At 74.1% G+C, this 20,928-nt stretch carries 17 protein-coding genes and 1 pseudogene; 10 read left to right on the plus strand and 8 right to left on the minus strand.

Annotated elements, in window-relative coordinates; all coding sequences use genetic code 11:
* Positions 1-50: 50 nt before the first annotated feature.
* Positions 51-1,649 (plus strand): PucR family transcriptional regulator, encoded by a 1,599-nt coding sequence (locus ACFVU9_RS05520; RefSeq protein WP_380437855.1) that lies wholly within the window; start codon positions 51-53, stop codon positions 1,647-1,649.
* A 71-nt stretch (positions 1,650-1,720) separates the two neighbouring features.
* Here ACFVU9_RS05520 and ACFVU9_RS05525 read toward each other — a convergent pair whose 3' ends face one another.
* Positions 1,721-2,848 (minus strand): alpha/beta hydrolase, encoded by a 1,128-nt coding sequence (locus ACFVU9_RS05525; RefSeq protein ID WP_380437857.1) that lies wholly within the window; start codon positions 2,846-2,848, stop codon positions 1,721-1,723.
* Positions 2,849-3,158: 310 nt separating this feature from the next.
* On the opposite strand from ACFVU9_RS05525, the gene ACFVU9_RS05530 reads away from it, so the two are divergent.
* From ACFVU9_RS05530 to ACFVU9_RS05560, 7 genes are all read left to right on the plus strand, one after another.
* Complete coding sequence (locus ACFVU9_RS05530) at positions 3,159-4,187, plus strand: substrate-binding domain-containing protein (RefSeq protein WP_387590183.1); 1,029 nt, start codon at positions 3,159-3,161, stop codon at positions 4,185-4,187.
* On the plus strand, positions 4,184-5,287 hold the full coding sequence (locus ACFVU9_RS05535; protein WP_387590186.1) for an ABC transporter permease: 1,104 nt from the start codon (positions 4,184-4,186) through the stop codon (positions 5,285-5,287). Before ACFVU9_RS05530 ends, ACFVU9_RS05535 begins: the two co-directional genes overlap by 4 nt.
* Positions 5,284-6,228, plus strand: coding sequence for an ATP-binding cassette domain-containing protein (locus tag ACFVU9_RS05540; RefSeq protein ID WP_387590189.1), 945 nt, complete (start codon positions 5,284-5,286; stop codon positions 6,226-6,228). The genes ACFVU9_RS05535 and ACFVU9_RS05540 overlap by 4 nt, the downstream gene beginning before the upstream one ends.
* On the plus strand, positions 6,225-7,331 hold the full coding sequence (locus ACFVU9_RS05545) for an ROK family glucokinase (RefSeq protein WP_380437863.1): 1,107 nt from the start codon (positions 6,225-6,227) through the stop codon (positions 7,329-7,331). The genes ACFVU9_RS05540 and ACFVU9_RS05545 overlap by 4 nt, the downstream gene beginning before the upstream one ends.
* 255 nt (positions 7,332-7,586) lie before the next feature.
* The gene (ggt, locus tag ACFVU9_RS05550) at positions 7,587-9,374 is read left to right on the plus strand and encodes a gamma-glutamyltransferase (RefSeq protein ID WP_380489435.1); all 1,788 of its coding nucleotides are present in this window, start codon (positions 7,587-7,589) and stop codon (positions 9,372-9,374) included.
* 115 nt (positions 9,375-9,489) lie between these two features.
* Positions 9,490-10,293 (plus strand): exodeoxyribonuclease III, encoded by an 804-nt coding sequence (locus ACFVU9_RS05555; protein ID WP_380437869.1) that lies wholly within the window; start codon positions 9,490-9,492, stop codon positions 10,291-10,293.
* A gap of 189 nt (positions 10,294-10,482) precedes the next feature.
* The gene (locus tag ACFVU9_RS05560; protein ID WP_380437871.1) at positions 10,483-11,088 is read left to right on the plus strand and encodes a hypothetical protein; all 606 of its coding nucleotides are present in this window, start codon (positions 10,483-10,485) and stop codon (positions 11,086-11,088) included.
* Between the two features lie 126 nt (positions 11,089-11,214).
* Here ACFVU9_RS05560 and ACFVU9_RS05565 read toward each other — a convergent pair whose 3' ends face one another.
* A complete protein-coding gene (locus tag ACFVU9_RS05565) occupies positions 11,215-11,907 on the minus strand; it encodes a lysoplasmalogenase (RefSeq protein WP_380499826.1) in 693 nt (230 codons plus the stop codon).
* 313 nt (positions 11,908-12,220) lie between these two features.
* Between ACFVU9_RS05565 and ACFVU9_RS05570 the strand changes: the two genes are divergently transcribed.
* Positions 12,221-14,161 (plus strand): DUF2398 family protein, encoded by a 1,941-nt coding sequence (locus ACFVU9_RS05570; protein ID WP_387590195.1) that lies wholly within the window; start codon positions 12,221-12,223, stop codon positions 14,159-14,161.
* A gap of 96 nt (positions 14,162-14,257) precedes the next feature.
* On the opposite strand, the gene ACFVU9_RS05575 is transcribed toward ACFVU9_RS05570, so the two are convergent.
* The 4 genes from ACFVU9_RS05575 to ACFVU9_RS05590 all read right to left on the minus strand — a co-directional run bounded on the left by ACFVU9_RS05575 (position 14,258) and on the right by ACFVU9_RS05590 (position 17,665).
* Complete coding sequence (locus tag ACFVU9_RS05575) at positions 14,258-14,440, minus strand: hypothetical protein (protein ID WP_380437877.1); 183 nt, start codon at positions 14,438-14,440, stop codon at positions 14,258-14,260.
* Between the two features lie 121 nt (positions 14,441-14,561).
* Positions 14,562-16,220 carry a BCCT family transporter gene (locus tag ACFVU9_RS05580; RefSeq protein WP_380489427.1) on the minus strand — a complete coding sequence of 553 codons (1,659 nt, stop codon included), beginning with the start codon at positions 16,218-16,220 and terminating at the stop codon, positions 14,562-14,564.
* A gap of 205 nt (positions 16,221-16,425) precedes the next feature.
* Complete coding sequence (locus ACFVU9_RS05585; protein WP_387590198.1) at positions 16,426-16,797, minus strand: MerR family transcriptional regulator; 372 nt, start codon at positions 16,795-16,797, stop codon at positions 16,426-16,428.
* A 76-nt stretch (positions 16,798-16,873) separates the two neighbouring features.
* On the minus strand, positions 16,874-17,665 hold the full coding sequence (locus tag ACFVU9_RS05590; protein WP_387590201.1) for an alpha/beta fold hydrolase: 792 nt from the start codon (positions 17,663-17,665) through the stop codon (positions 16,874-16,876).
* Between the two features lie 138 nt (positions 17,666-17,803).
* Between ACFVU9_RS05590 and ACFVU9_RS05595 the strand changes: the two are divergent.
* Positions 17,804-19,079, plus strand: a pseudogene (locus ACFVU9_RS05595) (sulfite oxidase).
* Positions 19,080-19,091: 12 nt separating this feature from the next.
* Here the strand turns inward: ACFVU9_RS05595 and ACFVU9_RS05600 are convergent.
* Both ACFVU9_RS05600 and ACFVU9_RS05605 read right to left on the minus strand, forming a co-directional pair.
* Positions 19,092-19,799, minus strand: coding sequence for a TetR/AcrR family transcriptional regulator (locus ACFVU9_RS05600; protein WP_380437885.1), 708 nt, complete (start codon positions 19,797-19,799; stop codon positions 19,092-19,094).
* A 141-nt stretch (positions 19,800-19,940) separates the two neighbouring features.
* Positions 19,941-20,840, minus strand: a complete 900-nt coding sequence (locus tag ACFVU9_RS05605) for an acyl-CoA thioesterase (protein ID WP_387590204.1) — start codon at positions 20,838-20,840, stop codon at positions 19,941-19,943.
* Positions 20,841-20,928 lie beyond the last annotated feature (88 nt).

A 20,928-nucleotide genomic window follows, 5' to 3' on the forward strand; every position in this document is an offset into this window, starting at 1 on the left:
CGCGTTCGGGCCCCTCACCCCCACCGATCCAGCCCGTTAGGAGTCTGCGGATGCGTGTCCGTGACCTGCTCGCCCCCGGCGCCCCGCGACTGCGCCTGCTCGCGGCCGAGGACGAGCTGGACCGGCAGGTCAGCGGTGTCATGACCACGGACCTGCACGACCCCGGGCGCTACCTGCACGGCGGCGAGCTGGTGCTCACCGGCATGCTCTGGCGCACCGGCCCGGCCGACTCGGAGCGCTTCGTGCGCACCATCGCGGCCGGCGGCGCCGTCGCCCTCGCGGCCGGCGAGGCCGAGGTCGGCCCGGTGCCCGAGGACCTCGTCGACGCCTGTCGCCGGCACCGGATGCCCCTGCTCGCCGTCCCCGACGACATCGCCTTCGGAACGGTCACCGAGTTCGTCGGCCGGCAGGTCTCCGCCGACCGCGCCGCCGACCTCGCCGCCCTCGTCGACCGCCACCGGCTGCTCGTCTCGGCGGCCGGCGGCGGCGGCCTGGACGCCGTCCTGGACCTGCTCGGCGGCGACCTCGACCTCGACTGCTGGGTGCTCACCCCGACCGGCGCCGTGATCGCCGGGCCCGCCGACCGCCTGTCCGCCGAGGACCGCGACCAGCTGGTGCGCGCCCACCTCGCCGCCCAGCGCCAGCGCCGCCGCCCCCCGCACCGGGCCCGCCTCGCCACCGGCGCGTACTCGCTGCTGCCCGCCCCGGCCACCGCCGACGCCGAGCACGAGGCGCCGCTCGCCGACTGGGTGCTCGCCGTGGCCGGCGACGTCACCGAATGGACCACCAAGCGCCAGCAGCTCGCCGAGAACCTCGCCCGCCTCGTCGCCGCCGAGCGCCAGCGCCGCGACGAGGGCCGCCGGCTGCGCCGCCGCCTGGCCGACGAACTGCTCGACCGGCTGCGCCGCGACGCCGACCCGGCCGAGATCAGCCGCACCCTGTACGCCTCCTCGGCGATGGCCGCCCGGTACGAGAACGCCGAGCCCAAGCCGCAGGCCCCGGAGGGCTCCTGGCTGGTGCTCAGCGCCGACGGCACCGGCCTGCCCGAGGGCATGGTGCGGGCCGTCCTGGAGGAGGCGCTCGGCGGCACCACCGACCGCGCGCTGGTCGCCGGGGCCGGCACCGGCGCGGTCGTCGTGATGCCCGTGCTGGAGGCCGCCGTGCCCGCCGACACGCTGCGCGAACTGCTCGCCCCGCTGGAGGCCGGCCTCGGCTCCGAGGGCCGCATCACCCTCGGCGTCTCCGCCCCCGCCTCCGAGGCCGGCGGCCTGCGCGGCGCCCTGGAGGAGGCCCGGCACGCCCGCCGGATCGCCGCCGCCCGGGTCGGCCGGGTGTGCGTGGCCGGCCCCGAGGAGCTCGCCTCGCACGTGCTCCTGCTGGCCGCCGTCCCCGACGAGGTGCGCCGCGCGTTCCGCAGCCGCCTGCTGGACAAGGTGATCGGCTACGACATCGAGCACCAGGCGGACCTCGTGCGCACCCTGGAGGCGTTCCTGCGCTCGGACGGCTCCTGGACGCGCTGCGCCGGGCAGCTGCACGTCCACGTCAACACGCTGCGCTACCGGATCGGCCGCATCGAGGAGCTGACGGGCCGGGACCTCTCGCGCCTGGAGGACCGGGTGGACTTCTACCTGGCCCTCGAACTGGCCTGACGCCGGGACGACATGACGAAGGGGCCCGCCGCGTACGTTCGCGGCGGGCCCCTTCGTCGTTCGGGTGATCGTTACTGCGCGGGGATGATCCCGGTCAGCCACTCGAAGACATTCGGCACCATGCGCTTCCACAGGTCGGTGGTGTGCGGGCCGGTGGTCTCCTGCACCTGGATGGTGGTGGGGGCCTTGGCCGCGGCGGCCAGTGCCTGGGCGTCCTCGAAGCCGTCGCCCTTGGCGCCGCTGATGAAGAGCGAGACCTTCGGCGGGGTCTGGGCGGTCTTCAGGATGTTGACCGGGTTGTTGGCCTCGCGCAGCTGCGGGTTCTTGCCGACCAGCGAGTCCGACTCCTGGGCCGGGTCGTTGTAGCCGGAGAGGCTGATGCCGGCCCGGTAGCGGTTCGGGTGCGCGAGCGAGAGCTTGGCGGCGCAGTGCGCGCCGGCCGAGTAGCCGGCGATCGCCCAGCGATCGGGGGAGGGGTCGGCCCGGAAGTTGTCCATGATCATCTGCGGCACGTCCCGGGTGACCCACGCGTCGGCGTTGACCTTGCCGGGGATGTCGGTGCAGCCGGCGTCCTGGTGGTTGCCGAGGAGCAGGGTGCGCGGCGAGACCAGGATGAACGGGGCGACCTTGCCCTGCTGCATGAGCGGCTTGAGCTGCTCGGACACCTTGAGGGTGCCGTACCAGGTGGAGGACGAGCCCGGGTAGCCCGGGATCAGCTCGACGACCGGGAACTTCTTGTCCTTGTACGCCGGGTCGTCGTACTGCGGCGGCGTCCAGACCAGCACCTCGCCGTCGACGCCGGACACCTGGCCCTTGAGCTCGGTCTTCTTGACGTCGCCGGGCACCGCCGGGTCGTTCACGCCGCCGAACTGCTGGAGCACCTTCGCCGGGGGCTTGGCGTCCCCGCCCGACTTGGCCGCGCCGGCCGCGTCGTCCTTCGGTACGGCGGGCACCGCGCGGACGTGGTCGCCGGTGCCGAGCAGGTCGTCCCAGCTGCCGTAGATCAGGTTCGCGTTGTTCACCATCACGAAGACCGTCAGCACGGCCGTGATCTGGCAGAACACGATCATGACCAGCCGCGAGAGCACCTTGACCGGTTCGGGTCCGCGCACCTTGCCCCAGAAGAACAGCGCGACCGCGATCGACACCGGCACGAGGACGACCGTGAGGATGAAGAAGGGCGTACCTGTCAGTTGCATCAGTTCTCGTTATCCGGATCGCAAGCCGCTCGGGCCCCACTCGCCCGCGCGCACTCCAATGGCAAGGGACGGCGTTGAACCCGGGATCGGTTGCCGTCCGAATCTGTGCGGAACCTGAGAGGAACATCACGTTTCTGTGATGTTCCGCTTTCGGATCGGCGTCTAGTCTGCCACCCGGACGGCCGTCCGCCGGACGAGGTGTCCAGCCGACGCTCAGGAAGGTGCCCCGAGGCACCTTACCGTCCGCCCCGCCCCGGCCGCCGGGCGAGGCGGTGCGAGCCCGTACCGCGGTTACGGAGAGAATCGTGGGATGAGCACAACCCGCTTTCGCCCGTCCCGCCGGTTCCAGCCCGTCCTCGCCGTCCTCGCGGTCGCGGTCGCCGTGGCCGGCTGCAGCAGTACCGGAGGCAGACGCGCCGAGGAGGCCCGCGCCAAGGCCGCGGCCGCCGGCGGCAGCGCCGTCACCACCCCGCGGTGGAAGGTCGCCATGGTGACCCACGCCGGGCCCGGCGACGCCTTCTGGGACAGCGTGCGCAAGGGCGCCGAGCAGGCCGCCGCCAAGGACAACATCACCTTCCTGTACTCCAACGACGCGCAGACCCAGAACCAGGTCCAGCTCGTCCAGGCCGCCATCGACCAGAAGGTCGACGGCCTGCTCGTCACCCTCGCCAAGGGCGACGCCATGGCCGCCGTCCTCGCCAAGGCCAAGGCCGCCGGCATCCCCGTGATCACGATCAACTCCGGCCAGGAGTACTCCGCGAAGTTCGGCGCGCTCACCCACATCGGCCAGGCCGAGACGACGGCCGGCCAGGCCGCCGGCGCCGAGCTCGCCTCCCGCGGCCGCAAGTCCGTCCTGTGCGTCATCCACGAGCAGGGCAACGTCGGCCAGGAGCAGCGCTGCTCCGGCGCCCAGTCCGGCTCCGCCCTGCCCGGCGCCTCCTTCCAGGTGCTCTACGTCGACGGCGTCAACATGCCCGACGCCCGGGCCGCGATCTCCGCCAAGCTCCAGGCCGACCCGGCCATCGACACCGTGCTCACCCTCTCCGGTCCGATGGCCGCCACCGGCCTCCAGGCCGTCCAGGACGCCCGCCGCCAGGTCGAGCTCGACACCTTCGACCTCGGCACCCAGGTCGTCGCCGGGCTGAAGTCCGGCAGCGTCGGCTTCGCCGTCGACCAGCAGCCCTACCTCCAGGGCTACGAGGGCGTCGACCTGCTGTGGCTGTACAAGTCCAACCTGGACATGCTCGGCGGCGGCAAGCCGGTCGCGACCGGCCCGCAGATCCTCACGAAGAACGACGCGGACGCGCTCGCCGAGTACGTCGCGAGGGGGACCCGTTGAGCAGCCCGTCCGGCCCTCCGTCCGGCCCTACGCCCGGCGCTCCGTCCGGCTCTCCGTCGAGCTTCCCGCCGAGTGCGGCGGACTTCCTCGTCCAGGACCGTCCGGCGGCCCTGCGGCGCCTCCTGGCGCGCCCCGAGCTCGGGGCGCTGATCGCCGCCGGCGCCGTCTTCCTGGTCTTCGCGGCCGCCGCCGAACCCTTTCTGCGGGTCGCCTCGCTGGGCACCGTGCTCTACGCCGCGTCCACCATCGGGATCATGGCGGTGCCGGTCTCCCTGCTGATGATCGGCGGCGAGTTCGACCTGTCGGCCGGCGTGCTGGTCACCACCGCCGCGCTGACCTCGTCGATGATCTCCTACCAGTTCACCGCCGTCACCTGGGTCGGCGTCGTCGCCTCGCTCGCCGCCGCGCTCGCGGTCGGCTGGTTCAACGGCTGGATGCTCGGGCGCACCAGGCTGCCCAGCTTCATCGTCACGCTCGGCACCTTCCTGATGCTGACCGGCGCCAACCTCGGCGTCACCAAGCTCGTCTCCGGCACCGTGTCGACCAAGCCGATCTCCGACATGCAGGGCTTCGCCTCCTGCCGCTGGCTGTTCGCCTCCGAGGTCACCGTCGGCGGGCTGACGGTCAAGGCCACCGTGTGGTGGTGGCTCGGCATGCTCGCCGTCGGCAGCTGGGTGCTGCTGCGCACCCGCTTCGGCAACTGGATCTTCGCCGTCGGCGGCGACGCGGCCGCGGCCCGCGCGGTCGGCGTGCCCGTCGCCCGGACGAAGACCGTGCTCTACCTCGGCGTCGGCTTCGGCGCCTGGGTGCTCGGCCAGCACCTGCTGTTCTCCTTCGACACCGTCCAGTCCGGCGAGGGCGTCGGCAACGAGCTGATCTACATCGTCGCGGCCGTCATCGGCGGCTGTCTGATCACCGGCGGCTACGGCTCGGTGGCCGGCTCCGCGCTCGGCGCGCTGATCTTCGGCATGGCCAGCAAGGGGATCGTGTACGCGCAGTGGAACCCGGACTGGTTCAAGTTCTTCCTGGGCGCGATGCTGTTGCTCGCCGCCCTGCTGAACGCGTTCGTCAAGCGCCGGGCCGAGCGGGGGCCGCGATGACTGCCGGGATTCCTTCCGAGGGCGAACTGCTCGCGCTCGACGGCGTGGGAAAGAGCTACGGCACCGTCCGGGCGCTGCAGGACGTCTCGCTGACCCTGCGGGCCGGCGAGATCAGCTGCGTGCTCGGCGACAACGGCGCGGGCAAGTCCACCCTGATCAAGATCATCGCGGGGCTGCACCGGCACGACGAGGGCGTCTACACCGTCGGCGGCGAGGAGGTCCGGTTCGACTCCCCGCGCCAGGCCCTCGACCGCGGCATCGCCACCGTCTACCAGGACCTGGCCGTCGTCCCCCTGATGCCCGTGTGGCGCAACTTCTTCCTCGGCTCCGAGCGCAGCCTGCGCCGCTGGGGCGGCCTGCGCCTCGACGCCGACGGCATGCGCGCCACCACCCGCGAGGCGCTCGCCCGGATGGGCATCGACCTGCACGACGTCGACCGGCCGATCGGCACCCTGTCCGGCGGCCAGCGCCAGTGCGTGGCCATCGCCCGCGCCGTCCACTTCGGCGCCAAGGTGCTCGTCCTGGACGAGCCCACCGCCGCCCTGGGCGTCAAGCAGTCGGGCGTCGTGCTCAAGTACGTCACCGCGGCGCGCGACGCCGGGCTCGGGGTCGTCCTGATCACGCACAACCCGCACCACGCGTACCTGGTCGGCGACCACTTCACCCTGCTCAAGCGAGGCCGGATGGCCGGCAGCCACCCGCGCGACGCGATCGGGCTCGAACAGCTCACCACCGAGATGGCCGGGGGCTCCGACCTCGCCGAGCTCTCCCACGAGCTGGCGCGGCCGAACGCGGGCGGCGGCCCGCGCGGCGCGTCCGGCCCTGACGACACCCGTACCGACATCACCGGTTCCGACACCACCGGTTCCGACGCCCCCCGTTCCGAGACCACCCGTTCCGACACCCGTTCCGACACCCGTGAGGAGCGTCCGAAGCCGTGAACAGCCCCCAAGGCAGCACCCGGCCGGCCGTCCTGCCCACCCTGCTCGGCCTCGGCCCGCGCGCCGAACGCCGCCGCCGCGCCCTGCCCGCCGGGATACTGCGGCTGCCCACCATCGGCATCGACATCGGCGGCACCAAGGTCGTCGCGGGCGTCGTGGACGGCGAGGGCAAGGTGCTGGAGAAGCTGCGCACCGACACCCCGCACAAGAGCAAGAGCCCCAAGGTCGTCGAGGACGTGATCGTCGAACTGGTGCTGGAGCTCGCCGACCGGCACGACGTCCACGCCGTCGGCATCGGCGCGGCCGGCTGGGTGGACGCCGACCGCTCCAAGGTGCTCTTCGCCCCCCACCTCAACTGGCGCAACGAGCCGCTCCAGCAGGCGCTCAGCGAGCGGCTGCGGTTCCCGGTGATCGTCGAGAACGATGCCAACGCGGCGGCCTGGGCCGAGTGGCGCTTCGGTGCCGGGCGCGGCGAGGACCACATGGTGATGCTCACGCTGGGCACCGGCATCGGCGGGGCCGTCGTGCGCGACGGCTACGTCGACCGCGGCAAGTACGGGCTCGCGGGCGAGTTCGGGCACATGCAGGTGGTGCCCGGCGGCCACCGCTGCCCGTGCGGCAACCGGGGCTGCTGGGAGCAGTACTCCTCCGGCAACGCGCTGGTGCGCGACGCGCGCGAGCTGATCGCCGAGGAGTCGCCGGTGGTGCAGCCGCTGCTGGCCCTCGCGGGCGGGACCGTCGAGGGCATCACCGGCCCGCTGGTCACCGAGGCCGCGCAGGCCGGCGACCCGACGGCGACCGAGTTGCTCTACGAGGTCGGCACCTGGCTGGGCGTCGGCATCGCCAACCTGGCCGCGGCCCTCGACCCGGGCCGGTTCGTCATCGGCGGCGGCGTCTCCGAGGCGGGCGACCTCCTGCTCGGCCCCGCCCGGGACACCTTCCGGCGCACCCTCACCGGCCGGGGCTTCCGCCCGGAGGCCGTCATCGTCCACGCGGCCCTCGGCAACGAGGCGGGCCTGGTCGGCGCCGCCGACCTCGCCCGCCAGGTCGCCCGCCGCTTCCGCACGATCAAGCGCCGCCGGGTCGAGCGCAGCGCGCTGTAGGGCGGGGGGCGGCGAACAACTTTCAGCGAACAGATAACAGATGACAGATTTCGTTTTCTGTCATCTGTTATCTGTTGATCGTCGGCCGTCCCTCCGCCCGCAAACTCCCGAAGGGTCAGCCCTCGGCCTTCCAGTGGTCCCGGCCGTCAGAGGCCGGGGTCGGGGCCGGTCGCCGCACTTCGCCGCCGCCGTGTGGTTGTCGGGATCACACCTCCTGTGAAACAACGGAGTTGACGCCGACTCAGGAGGAATGGGATGAGGGCTCTGACCCGCCTCGCGCCACCGTTGTTGCTCGCGAGTGCTCTGGTGTGGTCCGCCGCCGGGCCGGCCGGGGCGGTGGCGCCGCCGGCCCACGTGCCGGAGGCGGTCGGGTGGGGCGGGGCCGTGTCCACGGTGTCCGCGGAGGCCACCGCCGCCGGGATCGAGGTGCTGCGCAAGGGCGGGAACGCGGTGGACGCGGCCGTCGCCGCCGCCGCGGCCCTCGGCGTCACCGAGCCGTACTCGTCGGGGATCGGCGGCGGCGGGTACTTCGTCTACTACGACCACGCCACCGGCCGCGTGCACACCATCGACGGCCGCGAGACCGCCGGCCGCACCGCCGACACCGGGCTCTTCCTGGAGGGCGGAAAGCCGCTCGCCTTCCCCGACGCCGTCACCAGCGGCCTGTCGGTCGGCGTCCCCGGCACCGCGGCCACCTGGGACGACGCGCTACGGCAGTGGGGCTCGCGCTCGCTCGCCGAGAACCTGCGGCCCGCCGAGCGGATCGCCGACGACGGCTTCGTCGTCAACGCCACCTTCCGCGGCATGACCGAGGACAACTACAGCCGCTTCAAGGACTTCCCGGCGACGGCCGGGCTGTTCCTGCCCGGCGGCAAGCTCCCCGAGGTCGGCTCCGTCCTGCGCAACCCCGATCTCGCCGCCACCTACCGGCAGTTGGGCAAGGACGGCACCAAGGCGTTCTACCAGGGCGACATCGGCCGGGACGTCGTCAACACCCTCCAGCACCCGCCGGTCGACCCCGCCTCCGGGCGCAACGCCCGACCCGGCAAGGTCGACGCCGCCGACCTCGCCTCCTACGCGGTCCGCCGCCAGGCCCCGACACACGTCGCCTACCGGGACTACGACGTCTACTCGATCGCACCGTCCAGCTCCGGCGGCACCACCGTCGGCGAGGCCCTCGGCATCCTGGAGAACGGCGACGTCTCCGGCTACAGCGGCACGCAGTACTACCACCACTTCCTGGAGGCCTCCCGGATCGCCTTCGCCGACCGCAACCGCTGGCTCGGCGACCCGCGCTTCTCGGACGTGCCGACGAAGGAACTGCTCTCGCCCGACTACGCCGCCTCCCGGGCCTGCCTGATCAGCCCGGACAAGGCCCTGACCAGCCCGCTCGCCCCCGGTGACCCGTACGACCCGGCCGAGTGCGCGGACGGCGGCCAGGCCGCCCCCGAGCCGTACGAGGGCCAGAACACCACGCACCTCACCGTGGCCGACCGCTGGGGCAACGTCGTCGCGTACACCCTGTCCATCGAGCAGACCGGCGGCAGCGGCATCACCGTCCCCGGCCGCGGCTTCCTGCTCAACAACGAGCTGACCGACTTCGACTTCGCCCCGCTCGCGGCCGGCGTGCCCGACCCCAACCTGCCCGGGCCCGGCAAGCGGCCGCGCTCGTCGATGTCGCCGACCGTCGTGCTGCGCGACGGCGAGCCGCTGCTCGCCACCGGCAGCCCCGGCGGCGCGACCATCATCACCACCACCCTCCAGGTGCTCCTCGGCCGCCTCGACCGCGGCCTGAGCCTGGAGCAGGCCATCGCCGCGCCGCGCGCCAGCCAGCGCAACACCGCCACCACCCAGGCCGAGCCGGGCTTCCTCGCGCTGCCCGAGCGGTCCGGGCTGGAGGCGCTCGGGCAGCGCTTCAGCCCGGTGGACGAGATCGGGGCCGCGACCGGCGTCGAGCGGCTGCCGGACGGCCGCTGGGTGGCCGCGGCCGAACCCGTGCGGCGCGGCGGCGGCGCGGCCGCCGTGGTCCGGCCCGCGGGCTGAGATGCGGACCGGAGCCTGCCGGGATTGTCGGTAGCGGGCGGTATGTTCGGGGTGGGCGCTCCCAGCGGGCGCCCGCCCCGTCCGCCGTCCGTACGACCCGGGAAGGCCGCCCGCCGTGACCGTCCGCATCGCCACCTGGAACATCAACTCCGTCACCGCGCGGCTGCCCAAGCTCCTGGAGTGGCTGGAGAGCGCCAAGCCCGACGTGCTCTGCCTCCAGGAGCTCAAGTGCGCGGCCGACGCCTTCCCCTACGAGGACGTCCGCGCGCTCGGCTACGAGACGGCCGCCCACGGCAACGGCCGGTGGAACGGCGTCGCGATCGTCTCCCGGCTCGGCCTCGACGACGTCGTGCGCGACCTGCCCGGCCAGCCCGGCTACCTCGCCGACGACGCCCTGCTGCCCGACGTCGAGCCCCGCGCCATCGCCGCCACCTGCGGCCCCGTCCGGGTCTGGTCCGTCTACGTGCCCAACGGCCGCGAGGTCGACCACGCCCACTACCGCTACAAGCTGGAGTGGCTGGAGGCCCTGCGCAAGGCCTCCGCCGACGACGCGGCCGGGCCGCGCCCCTTCGCCGTCCTCGGGGACTTCAACATCGCCCCCACCGACGACGACGTCTTCGACGTCGCCGCCTTCGAGGGCCTCACGCACGTCACCCCGGCCGAGCGGGCCGCGCTGGAGGCCCTCGGCGAGGTCGGCCTGCACGACGTCGTGCCCCGCCCGCTCAAGTACGACCACCCCTACACCTACTGGGACTACCGCCAGCTGGCGTTCCCGAAGAACCGGGGCATGCGCATCGACCTCACCTACGCCAACGAGCCCTTCGCCGACGCCGTCACCGACAGTTACGTCGACCGCGAGGCGCGCAAGGGCAAGGGCACCTCGGACCACGCCCCGGTGGTCGTCGACCTGGATCTCTGAGTCACGCACAGCTACCGCGTCACGCACAGCTTCCGTGTCACGCACAGCTACCGCCCGTAACCCGAACGGTCCTGCGCGGTGGCCGGGCGCCGAAGGGGTGCCTACCGTCGGTGAGTGACTGGGTGCGGTTGTTCGACCACGTGGACATGGGAGTCCCCGGCCGCGCCCGAGAATCCCGGAGGTTCCGGCATGCGCCCCACGCGTACGGCCGCCGCCGCCCTGATCGGCGCGACGGTACTGACCGGTCTGACGGCCCCCCTCGCGATCGCCAGGGACGGTGCGGCCTCGGTCAGCCCGTCCCAGGCCGCACCGGGCCAGACCGTGACGGTCACGGTCTCTTGCGAGAAGTCGGACAAACCCGACGCGAAGACCATCACCGCCCACTCGGCGGCCTTCGAGGGCGGCCCGGCCACCCTCACCCTGGGCCCGGACGGCAAGCACAGCGGCTCCGCGCGCCTGGCCGGCCAGCACGGCGGGGACAGCAAGGTCGACGGCACCTGCCCCGACGGCGGTGCCTTCTCCACGTCCGTCACGGTCACCACCGTCACGGGCCCGGACCAGGGCACCGACAAAGGCCCCGACAAAGGCCTGGGCGACTGGGGCAAGGCGGCCGGGGAGTGGGCCGGTTCGCTCGGTCAGTCCGGTGCCGGGAGCCAGCAGGTCGCCCCGCACGGCTCCGTCCACACCGGCCTCGGCGGCTCGGTCGCGGGCGACCCGGCCGAGCTGGCGGGCGGCCTGGTGCTCGTCGCCGGCGGGGTCGGCGGCTTCTGGCTGCTGCGGAGGCGCGGTGCCTGATGGCCCTTCCGCGTGCCTCCCGCTCGCATCCGCCGCGCCGCCGGACCGTTCTCGGACCGGCGGCGCGGTGGTGTCCCGATGGTGTTGCCGCGGTGCCCCGGGACGCCAGGGCGCCTCGGGGCGGGCTCAGGCCTGCCGCTGCTCGGCCTTCAGGGCGCCGTCGGCCAGCAGGTACTGGGCGAGGATGTACGTCGCCATGATCCAGAACTGATGCCCCGGCAGCTCGCGCCACTTCGCCAGCTGGGTGGCGATCAGGGTGTCGGAGAGCAGGAACAGTGCCCCGCCCAGGCCGGTGCGCCAGCCCAGCCCCGCCGAGGTCACGGCGGTCGAGGCGAGCAGCAGGCTGTAGCCCGCCACCGGCACCCGGAGGTCCCCGAGGTCCGGCCAGAGCTGCCCGATCATGCCGGCCCACGCCCCCGCGTACGCGGCCGCCACCAGGAGGGCGCGCTTGCGGTCGGTGAGCGCCCCCTGGCGCACGAACATCGTCACGTAGCAGACGTGCGCCGCCGCGAAGGAGCCCATTCCGGCCAGGAACGCGGTGTCGTCCTTGAGCTGGAGCAGTACGTCCCCGCCCGCGCTCAGCAGCAGCGCCGGTGCCAGCAGCTTCGGCGCCTCCCGCTCCGCCGCCGTCGCCGCCGAGACGCTGTGCGCGGCCAGCAGGGGCATCAGGGCGGGCTTGGTGGCGTTGCGGAGCACGGAGGTGCCGGAGAGGATCGCGCCCAGGTGTGCCGCCGAGGTGGCCGCGAAGCCGCCCAGCAGGCCGGTGGTCGAGCGCAGGCGCCCGCCGAGGACGGCTCGGGTGGTCGTACTGATGCTCATGCGGCTGCTGACCTCCGGGAATGAGGGTGGGGGGGAACGGGCCTCGCGCTCGAACCCTAGGCGACCGTCCGGCGCGGCGGTAGACCGGGTTACCGGTGCGTAACCCCATTCGGGGGCGGGGGATGACACCTCGGCGAGCGGTACTCGGGGAGCGCGATGGGGCTGTGGCGGGGGCGCGACGGGGCCGGGGTGGCGGTGCCCGCAGGCCGTCGGCGACGTAGCGGAGGGCGGGCGGCCACTTGGCCGGGATGTCCGCCCGGGGCCCGGTTGCTGCCGACGGGTGACCCGGCCACCGTCTAGTCTGGTCCCCGACATGGAGCAGCAGGAGTACGCGGCCTCCGCCACCCGGGTGGCGGACGGCAGGCCGGACGGGCGCACGGGCGGAACGGGGCGGGGGACCACCGACGCCGTCCTCGCCGTACCCGCCCCCGCCGCTGCGTCCGCGACCTCCTGTGCATCCGTCGCGCCGTCCGTCACGGCGTCCGTCCCCGTTCCCGGCAGTAGGTCTGACGATGTGAAGGGGCAGTCCCCGGCGGGGCGGGAGCTGTCGCCGGATCCGGGGCTGCTGCGGCTCGCGCACTGGTTCGCCGCGGCCGGCCCCGGCATCGCCGACGACCTGTGCACCGCGTCCTTCGGCCTCTATCCGGCCCGTCACTTCGGTGTTCCGGCCGACGTGCCGGCCGACGCCGACATTAGCTGGTGGCACGGCCCCACAGCGCACGCCGCCGCCGTGCGCCGCGTCCGCGAGGCCCGCCCGGTGCGCGGCCTGCGCCGCGCCCGCCGGGACGCCGCCGCGCCGCCCGTCGTGCGCTCAGGCGCCAAGGCGGGCAAGCCCGGAAGGCACCGCAAGCCCGAGCGGACCCGGCTGCTGCCCGGCGCGCAGGATCGTTCCGCCCAGGAGCGGGAAACCGAGGGGTGCGCGGTCCAGGCGTGCGGAACGCAGGCGTGCGAAAAGCAGCCGCGTGACGTCCAGCCCCTTGAAGCCCGGGACCGCGATGTCCAGGAGCGTGCTGCCCAGGAGTGTGCCGCCCAGGGGTGTGCTGCCCATGAGCCTGCTGCCCATGAGCGTGAGGCCCGGGATCGCGGCCCCCAGGACCCGCCGCACCCCGACGCTGCCGCCGAACGCCGCATCGCCGCGCGGCTGCTGCTCGCCCACCCCCTCGTCACCGCCTCCGGCCCGCACGCCGACGGCTTCCCGCTGATCCGCCGTCACCGCGACTGGCTCACCGAGCGCTTCGACACCCTGCTCGGCTACCGCCTCGTCGTCGGCCCCTGGCACGCCCGCCTCTACAAGGCCGGCCTCGGCCCCGCCGCCGCCCGCCGCCTCCACGACCCCGGCACCGGCACCCCGTTCACCCCCGCCGGCTACGCCCAGCTCGCCCTCGCGCTCGCCCTGCTCGTCGACGCCCCCGAGCAACTCCCGTACCGGCGGCTGCTCGACGCCATGCGCGCCGCCGCGCCCGACCTGCCCGCCGCGCCCGCCGACCGCGCCATGGCCCTCGCCGCGCTCGCCGGCTGGCAGGTGCTCGACGGACTCCCGGACGACCCGGCCGCCGCCGACCGCTCCTGCGTGCTCACCGTCGACCGCGAACTCGCCCGCGCCGTCCCCGCCGGGCCGCCCGCCCTCGCCGACGGCGCTGCCGACCTCATCCGCCGCGCCGCCGACGCCGAACCCGCCACCGCCGTGCGCCGCCTGCTCGCCGAGACCCCCGCCGTCCTCGCCGCCGACCTCCCCGGCGAACAGCGTGAATGGCTGCGCGACCACCGACTCAGCGGGCCCGCCGCACTCGGCGAATTCCTCGGCCTGGAAGCCGAGTTGAGGGCCGAAGGGGTGGCCCTGCTGGACCCGGCCGACGAACTGACCGACCTCGCCCTGCCCGGTGCCGGCACCCTGCCGCAGGCGGCCCTGCTGCTCGTCGAGCGCCTCGTCGAGGAGGTCCGCCCGCTGCCCGGCGACCCGACCGACGGCGACGTGCCGATCCCCGACGCGCTGATAGACGGCGTCCTCGGCGACATCGCCGACGAGTACGGCCTCCCGGCCGGCTGGCGCCGCGACTACCTCGCCGACCGCACCGCGCTGCGTCGCGACGCCCTCGACCTCCTGCACCGCCTGGGCCTGATCACCCCCGCCCCGCGTGCGACCCGTCCCCCGGCGTGGCTCCTGCGCCCCCCGGCCGCCCGCTACGCCCCCGCGCTGGACCTCTGCCCCTCCCCGGGCACGGGCCGCCACTCCCGCCGCGACGAGGGCGAGTAGGCGCTCCCGAGGCCCTCCCGGGCTGTCCGGCCCGGACATGCGAAAGCACCGCGCCCCTGGGGACGGCGGTGCTGGTGGGTCCGGTGGGGCGGTCGGTTACTTGCCGGCGGTGGCGGTCGTCGTCACGGTGTCGTGCTGGACGGTCTCCACGGTCGCGCCGACGCCGAAGGTGCCGAGGACGATGGAGGCGAGGACGGCGGCGCAGGCGAGCAGGCGGCGGTGGCGCTGGGGGAGCGGGAAGCGCGGTTCCTGGTAGGTCGCCGGAGGGAAGGCGTTCATGTCACGGAGGGTGGCAGGACGGAATGAACGGTCGGTACGCACGGGTTAAGTCCGGACGGGGGTTGGACGTCGGTTGGGGCGGATACGCCCCAACCTGGCTCGGGCGGGGCGTCTTGGCTGGTCAGACGGGTGGTGTGCGGTCGCGGCGGCCCGCGTCGGCGAGGGCCTCGCCGACCGCGACGCGGACCGCGTCCCGCAGTCCGTGCGCCGGGTGGAACCGGGACGGCCCGGCGGCCGGGTCCTCCCGCAGCTCCTTCACGAGGGACACGCAGAGCAGCAGCATCACGACGACGAACGGCAGTGCGACGAGGATCGTCGCGTTCTGCAGGGCGGTGAGCCCGCCCGCGAGCAGCAGCGCGGCGGCGACCCCGCCCATGAGCACGCCCCACACCACGACGAGCCACGTGCGCGGGTGCAGCGAGCCCCGGCTGGACAGCGAGCCGAGGACGAGCGAGGCGGAGTCGGCGCTGGTGATGAAGAAGGTCATCACGAGCACCACCGCGACGACGCTGGTCACCGACCCGAGCGGCAGCGAGCGCAGCATCTCGAACAGGGAGGCCTCGGCGCCCTGCGGGATCGTGGCGACGAGGTCGGCGGTGCGGGTGGTGACCAGCCGGATCGCGGTGCCGCCCATCACGCAGAACCAGACGACGGTGGCCCCGCTGGGCACCAGCAGCACGCCGAGCAGGAACTGGCGGATGGTCCGGCCGCGCGAGATGCGGGCGATGAAGGTGCCGACGAACGGCGCCCAGGACAGCCACCAGGCCCAGTAGAAGATCGTCCAGGAGCCGAGCCAGCTCTCGTCGGTGAAGGCGCCGGTCTGGGTGGACATCGCGAGCAGGTCGGACAGGTACCCGCCGACGGTGGACGGGACGGCGTCCAGGACGAACACCGAGGGCCCGAACACGAACACGAAGAGCATGATCAGCGAGGCGAGCACGACGTTCGCGGTGGAGAGCCACTTGACGCCCTTGTGGACGCCGGAGAACGCGGACAGCACGAAGGCGGCGGTCAGCGAGCCGATGATGACCATCTGGGCGTTCTGGGTGTTGCGGACGGACGAGATGTAGCCGAGCCCGTCGGCCACCTGGAGGGCGCCGAGGCCGAGGCTGGTCGCCGAGCCGAAGACGGTGGCGAACACGGCGAGCAGGTCGATCGCCCGCCCCGGCCAGCCGTCCGCGCCGCGCTGCCCGATCAGCGGGACGAAGGCCGAGGAGATCCGGTTGCCCCGGCCCTTGCGGAAGGTGGTGTAGGCGAGCGCGAGGCCGCCGACGGCGTAGATCGCCCACGGGTGCAGGGTCCAGTGGAACAGCGAGAACTCCATGGCCTGCTGGGCCGCGGCGGCGCTCTGCGGTTCGAGGCCGGAGCCGGGCTGCGGGGCGGCGAACAACTGCAGCGGCTCGCCGACGCCGTAGAACATGAGGCCGATGCCCATGCCGGCGCTGAACATCATCGCGACCCACGCGAGGGTGGAGAACTCGGGCTCGTCGTCGTCGCGGCCGAGCCGGATGCGGCCGAAGCGGCTGAAGGCCAGCAGGACGGTGAGGGCGAGGAACACGTCGGCGGCGACGACGAACAGCCAGCCGAAGTTGTGCAGGACCCAGCCCAGCGCCGTCTTCGAGGTCCGGCCGAGGGAGTCCTCGGCGAAGATGCCCCAGGCGACCACCGCCAGGACCAGGACGGCGCCGACCCCGAACACCACCCGGTCGACGGGGAGGGTCGCGGCGGGTTCGTCCGGACCCTTGGGGCGGGGCTCGGACTGCGGCGGCTGGGTGCTCATCGGGCGTACCTCTCGTACCTCGCGGGGCGGACCGGGGCGGCGGCGATATGACGGGGATTCGGCTGCATATCGCACTATGTCCAGTTCGCACCGCGAGGGCGGGGAGGGCGCGCCGGGGAGGCGGCGGGAGGGGACTTACGTCCCGTCACGGCCGCTCGCCGGTGACGGTCAGGCTCCGTACTCGTGCGTCGGGGGCACGCGGTGGTCAGGCCGCGTACTCGTGCGTCGGGGCGTGCGCGGTGGTCAGGTAGCGGGCGAGGGCCTGGCGGCTTCGGGTCAGCTCGTCGATGCGCGAGTCGATGTCGGCGAGTTCGCCGCGCAGCGTGGCGAGCAGGTCCGGGCAGGCCTCCAGGGCCGGGATCGGGCCGGTGGCGCAGGGGAGGATCTCGGCGATGACGCGGGTGGACAGGCCGGCCGCGAGCAGGCTGCGGATCTGCCGGACCCGGACGGTGTCGGCCTCGGCGTACTCGCGGTAGCCGGCGGCCGAGCGGGCCGGTTCGAGCAGACCCTGCTCCTCGTAGTAGCGGAGCAGGCGGCTGGACACCCCGGTCAGGCGGGAGACTTCTCCGATGCGCATGACCGGGCGAACGTCCCGTCGACGGGCGGTGTTCCCCGCCGTTGCCCGCTGTTCCCCGAGGGCTCGGCGCCAGGCCTCAGACGGCTGTGGCGTCCAGTTCCTTGAGGAAGTCGAGCACCACGGAACGCAGTTCGGACAGCCGCTCGACCACGGGGAGGTGGCCGGAGGCGATTTCGGCGAGGCGGGCGCCGGGGATGCCGTCGGCCAGGAGTCGGTGCTGGCCGGGCGGCACGAGCTGGTCCTCGGTGGTGCTGACGACGAGGGTCGGCACGGCTATCGCGGCGAGCTCGGCGCGCACGTCGGCCCGGCCCGCCAGCCGGAACTGCTGCCGGAAGCCCGCCGGGACGGGCGAGTCGAGCGACTCCCGCAGGAACGCGAGGTCGTCGGGGGAGAGCGCGTCGATCCACGTCCCGCCGAGTACGACGGTGAGCATCAGGCAGGTCAGGTCGGCCGGGCGGTCGGCGAGGTCGATGGCGAGGTCGGCCAGCAGTCGCAGCCGCGCCGAGCCGCCGGCCACGCCCGCGAGGAGCAGCAGCGAGCGGACCCGCCCGGGGTGGCGGGTGGCGGCCCGGACGGCGACGGCGGCGCCGAGCGAGTAGCCGGCCAGGTCGAAGGTGTCGAGGCCCTCCTCGTGGGCGGTCGCCACGAGCCGGTCGGCGAGGTCGTCGAGGGTGGGCTCGCCGGGCTCGTAGGGGGTGTCGCCGGAGCCGGGGTAGTCGGGGGCGACGACGGTGCGGTGGGCGGCGAGGCCGGCCAGTAGCGGGCCCCAGTTGTCCCGGGCGCTGCCGCCGGCGCCGTGGGCGAGCAGCAGGCCGGGGCCGGTGCCGCGGACGATCCGGGCGAGCGGGGGGAAGGGGGTGGACGCCATCGTGGGTGCTCCTGTCCGTGGGTGCGGGGCGCGGCTCGTCCGTACGGTAGGTGTTCACACCGGTGAGAAGGTCAAGCCCCCCCGGCCGTCTTACGGGGGGCCGGTGCGCGGCCGTACCATCCGGAGCGTGACGGAACGGTGGCGCACAGTGCCTTCCGTTCGGAGGGAAGGAGTCCGCCCATGGCCGATGACGTCCATGCGCCCGCCCACGCACCAGCCGAGGTGTCCGTTCGGGAATCCGTTCGTGAGTCCGCCCCTGAGTCCGTTCACGTGCCCGGGATCGTCAAGCCGCTGCCCGCGGCGTGGTTCGTGGCGCAACGACACCAACGCCGAGATGCGCTGGGACGCGCTGCGCGGCGCGGACGGCCGCGCGGCGATCGGCCGGCACGTCCCGGTGGAACGGTTCTTCGTCCGCAACCACACCCGCACCCCGCTGATCGACCCCGGCACGTGGCGGCTGCGGCTGTTCGGCACCGGTCTGCGCGGCTCCCCGTCCGCCGACCAGCCGGTCGAGTTCTCCCTCGACGACCTCCGGGCCCTGCCCAGCAGCCGGATCAGCGCCCTGATCGAGTGCGCCGGGAACGGCCGCAGCTACTACGCGAGCCGCCAGCACCAGCGCGTCCCGGGCACGCCCTGGGCGCTCGGCGGTGTCGGCTCCGCGAGCTGGTACGGCGTCCGGCTCGCGGACGTGCTGCGCGAGGCCGGGCTGGGCCCCGGCGCGGTCGACCTGCTGCCGGCCGGCCTCGACCCGCACTACGTCCGCGACGGCGTCGACCACGGCCCGGTGCGCCGCCCGCTGCCGCTCGCCAAGGCGCTGGACGACGTGCTGCTCGCCTACGGGATGAACGGCGAACCGCTGACGCCCGACCACGGCGCGCCGGCCCGACTGGTGGTGCCGGGCTGGGTGGGCATCGCCTCGATCAAGTGGCTCGGCTCGATCGAGGTCGCCGACCGGCCGCTGTCCTCGCCCTGGAACACCGACTTCTACCGGATGTTCGGCCCCGGCCACCCGCCCGGCGGCGGCGCCCCGTTGAGCCGGCAGGTGCCGAAGTGCGCCTTCGAGCTCGCCGAGGGCGCCGTGCTGGCGGCCGGGCGCACCCACCGGCTGCACGGCCGCTCGTGGTCCGGCGGGGCCGCGGTGCTCCGGGTGGAGGTGAGCGACGACGGCGGCCGGACGTGGCGGCGGGCCGAGCTGCACGACGAGCCGCGCGCCCGCGACTGGACGCGCTGGAGCATCGCCTGGCGCCCCGCGGGGCCCGGCCGCCACGAGCTGCTCGCCCGGGCGACGGACCGCCGGGGCGGCACGCAGCCGCGGTCGGCGGAGTTCAACCGGGAGGGCTACCTGTTCGGTGCGGTGGTGGCCCACCCGGTGACGGTGGTCGCGGGACCGGCACCCGGCGGGGGCCGGGTCTAGGCGGGGCCCGGTCTAGGCGGTGGTCGGGACCGGCGCGGTCTGGACCGCGGTGGCCGGTACAGCAGTGGTCTGGACCACGGTCTGGACCTCGTAGGGCGCCGGGTAGGGCGTCTCGTACGGGGTCAGGACCAGCCGCACCACGTCCTCCAGGCGCCGCCTGGCGTCCCCGAGCGTCGTGCGGCCGGTCACCCACGCGGTCAGCTCGCCCTGCCAGGCGTGGCCCACGATGTGCCGCACGAGGTCGCTCGCGGCGCCCGGCACTTCGCCCATCAGCGCCTGGAGCGCGGCGCTGTCGGCCCGGGCCATGCCCTGCAGCGCCTCGCTGGCGAAGGGGTCGGTGGACGCGGCGACGGCCACCCGCAGCCGCGCCAGCTCGGGCTGCCGCTGGTAGGCGCGCATCCCGCCGCGGACGAACCGCACCGCCCGGTCCGTGGCCCCCAGCCCGGCGCGTGGCCCGCGCAGCTCGGCCACCAGGTCGGCCAGCAGCAGGCGGTGCCACTCGGCGATCGCCGCCGCCAGGAGGTGGTCCTTGGAGGAGAAGTAGCGGTACGCCGTCCCCAGGGCGACTCCGGACCGCTCGCAGACCTGCTTCATCTGCAGCCGCTCGACGCCGATCTCGTTCACCAGGGCGAGCGCCGCCGCGATCAGGCTTTCGCGGCGTTCGAGCTGACGCGGAGACATCGCCTCCACCGGCCGTGGTGACAGGTCAACCTTGGTCACCCGCACCATGATACGGGCCGGGGCCGCTCAGGAGTATGACGCCGACCGGCCCCCTTCCGTTCGCCGGGCGGTCACCGCCGTGCCGGGGAGGCCCGGGACGGCGCTGAGCAGGGCGGCGCCGGCCGCCGGGCCCGGCCCGGATCAGCGCCGTTCCCGGATCAGCGCCTCCTGCACGGCCGAGGCGACGAGCCGCCCGTCCCGGTCGTAGAACTCGCCGAGCGACAGCCCCCGGCCGTCCGAGGAGGACGGGCTGCGCTGGGCGAACAGCAGCCACTCGTCGGCCCGGAACGGGCGGTGGAACCACATCGCGTGGTCCAGCGAGGCCATCAGCAGCCGGGGCGGCTCGATGCGCCGGAAGAAGTTCGGCTGCACGTGCAGTCCGGCGGTGGACGCGAGGGTGAGGTCGGACAGGTAGGTGAGCGCGCACGTGTGCAGGAGCGGGTCGCCGTCCGGCAGCGGGGAGCCGGTGCGCAGCCAGACGAACTGCTGCGGCATCCCCGGGACGGCCTCCGGCAGGCCGGGCGCGTCGTCCGGGACGAAGCGCAGTTCGAGCTCGCGGAAGCCCTCGGTGCGGGCGAGGGCCTCGCGGGCGGCCGGCTCCCAGAGCGAGAACGCGTCCGGCAGCCCGTCGGGGCCGGGCACCGGGGGCATCGGGCGGTGGCGCTCGGCGGCCGGCTCGGGGCGCTTGAAGGACGCGGAGAGCGTGAAGATCGCGTTCCCGTTCTGCACCGCCGTGACGCGGCGGGTGGTGTAGGACATGCCGTCGCGGATCCGGTCGACCTCGTAGTCGATCGGCTCGGTCGGGTCGCCGGGCAGCAGGAAGTAGCTGTGCAGCGAGTGCACGGCGCGTTCGTCGTCGCAGGTGCGCCCGGCGGCGGTCAGCGCCTGCGCGGCGACCTGTCCGCCGAACGCGCGCATCGGCGCCCCGGCGTGGCAGCGGCCCCGGAACGTGTTCTCGTCCAGCCGCTCGATCTCCAGCAGCGAGGCGAAGGAGCCGGCCGGGGCGTCGGCTCGTCTCGCCTGTTCGGTCAGGTCGGTCACGGGCCCATAGTGGCAGATGCCAACCGGTGGCGGTGTGACGTGGGTAACCATCGAGGGGGCGAAAGAGATGTAGAACCTGTTTCAGTCG

Source organism: Kitasatospora sp. NPDC057936 (genome assembly GCF_042887525.1).
In the GTDB taxonomy this organism is placed as follows: Bacteria; Actinomycetota; Actinomycetes; order Streptomycetales; family Streptomycetaceae; genus Kitasatospora.

Coding starts and splice junctions, on each gene's coding strand:
- ACFVU9_RS05520 (WP_380437855.1), top strand. CDS start 51: ATGCGTGTCCGTGACCTGCTCGCCCCCGGCGCCCCGCGACTGCGCCTG.
- ACFVU9_RS05525 (WP_380437857.1), bottom strand. CDS start 2,848: ATGCAACTGACAGGTACGCCCTTCTTCATCCTCACGGTCGTCCTCGTG.
- ACFVU9_RS05530 (WP_387590183.1), top strand. CDS start 3,159: ATGAGCACAACCCGCTTTCGCCCGTCCCGCCGGTTCCAGCCCGTCCTC.
- ACFVU9_RS05540 (WP_387590189.1), top strand. CDS start 5,284: ATGACTGCCGGGATTCCTTCCGAGGGCGAACTGCTCGCGCTCGACGGC.
- ggt (WP_380489435.1), top strand. CDS start 7,587: ATGAGGGCTCTGACCCGCCTCGCGCCACCGTTGTTGCTCGCGAGTGCT.
- ACFVU9_RS05560 (WP_380437871.1), top strand. CDS start 10,483: ATGCGCCCCACGCGTACGGCCGCCGCCGCCCTGATCGGCGCGACGGTA.
- ACFVU9_RS05565 (WP_380499826.1), bottom strand. CDS start 11,907: ATGAGCATCAGTACGACCACCCGAGCCGTCCTCGGCGGGCGCCTGCGC.
- ACFVU9_RS05570 (WP_387590195.1), top strand. CDS start 12,221: ATGGAGCAGCAGGAGTACGCGGCCTCCGCCACCCGGGTGGCGGACGGC.
- ACFVU9_RS05575 (WP_380437877.1), bottom strand. CDS start 14,440: ATGAACGCCTTCCCTCCGGCGACCTACCAGGAACCGCGCTTCCCGCTC.
- ACFVU9_RS05580 (WP_380489427.1), bottom strand. CDS start 16,220: ATGAGCACCCAGCCGCCGCAGTCCGAGCCCCGCCCCAAGGGTCCGGAC.
- ACFVU9_RS05585 (WP_387590198.1), bottom strand. CDS start 16,797: ATGCGCATCGGAGAAGTCTCCCGCCTGACCGGGGTGTCCAGCCGCCTG.
- ACFVU9_RS05590 (WP_387590201.1), bottom strand. CDS start 17,665: ATGGCGTCCACCCCCTTCCCCCCGCTCGCCCGGATCGTCCGCGGCACC.